Genomic DNA, 4,339 nt, shown 5'->3' on the forward strand with positions numbered 1-4,339 from the left:
CGTAACTGTAGCGCTGGAACATGTCGGGGTCGGAGTGGGCGCCCTGCACCCGTTTCCCGCCCTCGTTCGTTGTCTGACCGCGGGAGTTACTTTTCAGGCGGAGGTGCTCAGCTCCATCGGCGGCGACGTCCGCGTTCGTGTCGAGCCGGTGCTGTGATTGTCGTAGGCGGTAGCTACCTCGAGACAGTTCTGTACCCGACGTTCTCCTCGACGCTCATCGGGAGCGGGGTGCGTGCCGCATCGACGTTGGGAACGGACGCGACGCATCTGGTCACTATCGCCACGCCGTCCGAGGCGAAAATGGTCTCTCCACAGCTGGCCGCGACCACAAAGCTACAGCTCACGGAACGTGGCGACAGCGTCGATTTTCGGTACCTCGACCTGGCTCTTCCCCCGCAGGTGGTCGGACTCCCGGCAAGCATGCAAGGAACTGTCGAATGCGATTTCCCCGATGATGATGTCCTCGCGTTCGGGCTGGCAGAACTGCCCGAGGGCTATCCCGTCACTGCGCGCCGCGTGGTGGTGGACCCTCAGTCCCCCGGCTCGGCATCAGCCCGCTTCCTTGAACAGATTGACGCCGAGCAGATCGCGGTGTGCGCGAACCGGAAAGAGGCACGGCTCATCACGGGCCTCGACGATCCGATGGACGCGGCGCGTGCCTTACTGGACCGCCCATGCGTGAAGGCGGTGGTGGTGAAATGTGGCGCTCTCGGATACGTCGTCGCTGACGCCAGCGCGGTGACCTGGGTGCATGCGACGCCGAGTCTTTTGGTCCGCGCGCTCGGATCGGGTGATGTCTTCTCCGCAGTCTTCGCCCGTGAGTGGTTCGCAGGGGTGTGCGCGGCCGACGCAGCGAGCACCGCAAGTGCCGCCGTCGCGTCCAGCGCCACCGGACCTGGAACGTCGCCACCCCGAGCGAACCTTCCGCTCCATCCCGGGTACGCCCCGAAGGTGTATCTGGCCGGGCCATTCTTCACACTGGCGGAACGTTGGCTGGTTGAACGTGTGCGAAGCATCCTGGCGGGCATTGGGGCGCGAGTATTCAGCCCAATACACGACGTCGGCCCCGGCGACATCGAAGTCGCTCAGAAAGACTTGGACGGCCTCGACAGCTGCGACGTGGTGCTCGCACTTCTCGACGGCTTCGACCCAGGCACCATCTACGAGACGGGGTGGGCTGCACGGGAGAGCATCCCCATCGTCGGGTTCGCCTCCGAACAACACTCGAAAGAGACGAAGATGCTCGTCGGGATGGGCGCAGAAGTGCACAGTGACCTCACAACCGCCCTCTATCGAGCGGTGTGGGCCGGCCAGGGCCTTGCCCTCACGCCAGGGATCGACCCGGGGCGCAGCAATGTCTGACAACCAAACCGTGCTACTGCTATCTGGCGGGCTCGATTCGGCTGCTCTCGCCGCATGGAAACGGCCAGCGCTCACATTGTTCGTCGACTACGGACAGAAGCCCCGCGACGCGGAGGCCCGCGCAGCCCGCGCCGTTGCGGCGCACCTGGATCTGCCTTTCACCTCTGTCACGCTCCCACTAAGCGACCTTGGCGGCGGACTCATGCACGATGACCACCCCCTCCCTGGCGCTCCTAGTCCGGAATGGTGGCCATTTCGGAACCAGTTCCTCGCGACGGCCGGCGCCGCGGTTGCCGTGCGGCATCAATTGACACGTGTGGTGCTCGCATCCGTACGCGGAGATGGCGACCGGCATGTGGACGGGTCGCTGCCGTTCTATGAGCGCCTGGACGCGGTCACGAGTATTCAGGAGGGCGAAGTGCGGGTCGCAGCGCCGGCCATCCATCTCTCAACAGTCGAGCTGCTCCGCGAAGCCAGAGCTGAGCGCTCTCTCATCGGCTGGACGGTCTCCTGCCACCGCGCGAACCGACCATGTGGCGATTGCCCGGGTTGCTGGAAACGTGAATTGGTCCTGGCCGACTATTGGCCCTCGAGGGACACATAGATGCAACCGCCGATCCCCGCAAGCGAACGAAACACCGCCGGATTGCATGAGCTCGACGCTCAACTGCTGGCGGGCCTCTCCGTCACCGGGACGCCAGTGAGCTCACCCCTGTCACGGCTGGACCTTGCACTTCACGCTCGTCGGAGTGAGCGGCTTCCCGGACACGTGAGCGTGGAGCGCGTGCTTCACATCGTCGCCCCGCTCGTGTCGGCGACAAAGGAATGGGTCGCTGACGACGGGTATGTGGAACGGCAGACGTTCACCCCATCCGCTGGCGCTCGTCACCCACTCACTGCGCTGATCGTCCATCGAGCCGACGACGGGCCTCACCGAGCATGGGCCGTCAGCCCATCCCGAAAGCCACATCGTTTCGAGGTGACACGCCATGGTGCCGTTATCGAGACCGTGCTTGCAGCCGCCGCGGGCGCGCTGCGCACCCCGGAGCCACCGGCGACGCTGGTGGTCGTCCTCGCACGCTTCCGGCGAACGCTGTCGAAGTACGCCGACGGGCACAGTCTCGTCTGGAGAGATGCCGGGGTCTTTCTCGGTACGGCACATCTGCTCGCGACGAGCATCGGCCTGCGTTCCTGTATCGCGGGTATTGCGGAAACGACCCAGTTCCCGCTCGACGGAACCTCCGACACCCTGGTAGACGTCGGAGCCCTCACCATCGCTGAAAATGACTGAGACGACACCCATGAAGACCACCATCACGTACGAGTTTGAGTTCCATGCGGCGCACCAGCTGCTGTGGCATCCAGGACCCTGCCAGTCGATGCACGGCCACAGCTACCGCTACGAGCTGACGTTCGGGGGAGAGCTCGACGACAACGGCGTCATCGTCGACTTCGACGACATTGCTGTATTCGTGGACACCACGCTCATGGCTCGCTTCGACCACTCGTATCTCAATGAAGTACTCGACAACCCGACAGCTGAACGCATCGCCGCGGCAATCTTCCACGACGTCGATGACGCGAACCTCCCCATCACGAGCGTTCGTCTATGGGAAACGCGCACGTCGTCCGCAATCGTCACCCGCGGATGAGTGCTCAGATCCCGGTGGTGGAGACATTCGTCTCCCTCCAGGGCGAAGGACCGAGCGCCGGAGAGCCTGCACTGTTTTTAAGGCTCGGGAACTGCAACCTCAACTGCACGTGGTGTGACACGCGTCACAGCTGGGACTGGGATGCATTCGACAGGGCCGAAGAAGTTGAGAACGTCGATGCGCGAGACCTGAGCGCGAGAGTAATCCGTGAGCTCCCGGACACTGTTCACCTCCTCGTGCTCACCGGAGGAGAGCCGCTCCTGAATCAGAACGTGGTCGTTCCTGTCCTGCGCGAGATTAAAGAGCACCGGCCCGACCTGCGTGTGGAGGTCGAAACGAACGGCACCATCGCCCCGACACCGTCCCTAGTCGAACTTGTTCACCTGTTCGTGGTGAGCCCGAAGCTGCACAACTCGGGGATCGCGGAAAAAAGACGACTGCGAGTCCCCGTTCTCGCGAGATTCAGCGAAAGTCCGTCCATCCTCAAGTTTGTGGTAGCCGGCCCCGCGGACGTACAGGAAGCGGCAGATGTGGCGAGAAGCGTCGGATTTCCTGGCGACCGCGTGTGGGTGATGCCGGAGACCACGACCGCCGCCGATGTTGGTTCGTTGATAGCGGCAGTCGCACCAGCAGCGATCCGAGCAGGCTTCAAAGTCTCCTCACGCCTGCACCTGCTCGCCTGGGGCGACACGCGGGGAACCTGAGGCAGAGGGTGCCGAACTCGACGCGATATCTCTCGTCACGCCTCGTTGTAAGCCGCCACGATGTTCGCTGCGATGCGGCCGCGGTCGCTCACGGTGTAGCCGTTATCGCGCGCCCAAGAGCGGATTGCGTTGAGGTCGCCGGTCGACCGCGAGCGCGACCGCGAGGGAGTTCTGTTCGATGGAGCACGCCCCGTGCGTCGGCCCGCCGTGATGAAGGGCGCGAGGGCGTCATGCAGCTTCGCGGCGTTGGCAGAACTTAGGTCAATTTCGTAGGCCGCTCCGTCGAGTGAGAAGGCGTGTGTGCCGCCGTCTGTGATGATTGTCTCGTCGAGATCGTCGATGAGTTCGATGATGCGTCGCTGTGCCACGGGAATCCAATCGGGAAGAGCACCGCTCTGGTGCGCGTACCTGGATGATACTTATTCCCCATCGGTTGCCGCCTGAGCGCGGCCGTTTCCTCGCCAGATCTGGGAGGAAGAGAAACCTGATGCCGATTCTGGGGGTTCGCTGCGGCTACCGATTTCTGAAGTGGTCGAGAGCGCCGAGGGAGTGAATCGAGGAGACGGCGAGAAGTCCTCCCATCCATGTGGCGACAGTCTCGCCGAGAAACACCAACGCCTG

The 4,339-nt window shown here is 63.6% G+C and carries 6 protein-coding genes; 5 read left to right on the top strand and 1 reads right to left on the bottom strand.

All coding sequences use genetic code 11. The annotated features are described in order from the left end of the window. The first annotated feature begins 153 nt into the window (after positions 1-153). The 5 genes from J7E68_RS09895 (at position 154) to J7E68_RS09915 (ending at position 3,718) form a co-directional block, all read left to right on the top strand. Positions 154-1,362 carry a PfkB family carbohydrate kinase gene (locus J7E68_RS09895; protein ID WP_215172145.1) on the top strand — a complete coding sequence of 403 codons (1,209 nt, stop codon included), beginning with the start codon at positions 154-156 and terminating at the stop codon, positions 1,360-1,362. Next, positions 1,355-1,966, top strand: a complete 612-nt coding sequence (locus tag J7E68_RS20395; protein ID WP_215172147.1) for a 7-cyano-7-deazaguanine synthase — start codon at positions 1,355-1,357, stop codon at positions 1,964-1,966. The genes J7E68_RS09895 and J7E68_RS20395 overlap by 8 nt, the downstream gene beginning before the upstream one ends. A gap of 180 nt (positions 1,967-2,146) precedes the next feature. Then, on the top strand, positions 2,147-2,653 hold the full coding sequence (locus J7E68_RS09905; RefSeq protein ID WP_215172149.1) for a hypothetical protein: 507 nt from the start codon (positions 2,147-2,149) through the stop codon (positions 2,651-2,653). Between the two features lie 10 nt (positions 2,654-2,663). Continuing rightward, positions 2,664-3,014, top strand: a complete 351-nt coding sequence (locus J7E68_RS09910) for a 6-carboxytetrahydropterin synthase (protein ID WP_215172151.1) — start codon at positions 2,664-2,666, stop codon at positions 3,012-3,014. Beyond that, complete coding sequence (locus tag J7E68_RS09915) at positions 3,011-3,718, top strand: 7-carboxy-7-deazaguanine synthase QueE (protein WP_215172153.1); 708 nt, start codon at positions 3,011-3,013, stop codon at positions 3,716-3,718. The genes J7E68_RS09910 and J7E68_RS09915 overlap by 4 nt, the downstream gene beginning before the upstream one ends. A gap of 35 nt (positions 3,719-3,753) precedes the next feature. Here J7E68_RS09915 and J7E68_RS09920 read toward each other — a convergent pair whose 3' ends face one another. Beyond that, positions 3,754-4,086, bottom strand: coding sequence for an Lsr2 family protein (locus J7E68_RS09920; RefSeq protein WP_215172155.1), 333 nt, complete (start codon positions 4,084-4,086; stop codon positions 3,754-3,756). Positions 4,087-4,339: the final 253 nt, after the last annotated feature.

It is taken from the genome of Microbacterium sp. ISL-103, from assembly GCF_018613995.1.
In the GTDB taxonomy this organism is placed as follows: domain Bacteria; phylum Actinomycetota; class Actinomycetes; order Actinomycetales; family Microbacteriaceae; genus Microbacterium.

Coding starts and splice junctions, on each gene's coding strand:
- J7E68_RS20395 (WP_215172147.1), top strand. CDS start 1,355: ATGTCTGACAACCAAACCGTGCTACTGCTATCTGGCGGGCTCGATTCG.
- J7E68_RS09910 (WP_215172151.1), top strand. CDS start 2,664: ATGAAGACCACCATCACGTACGAGTTTGAGTTCCATGCGGCGCACCAG.
- J7E68_RS09915 (WP_215172153.1), top strand. CDS start 3,011: ATGAGTGCTCAGATCCCGGTGGTGGAGACATTCGTCTCCCTCCAGGGC.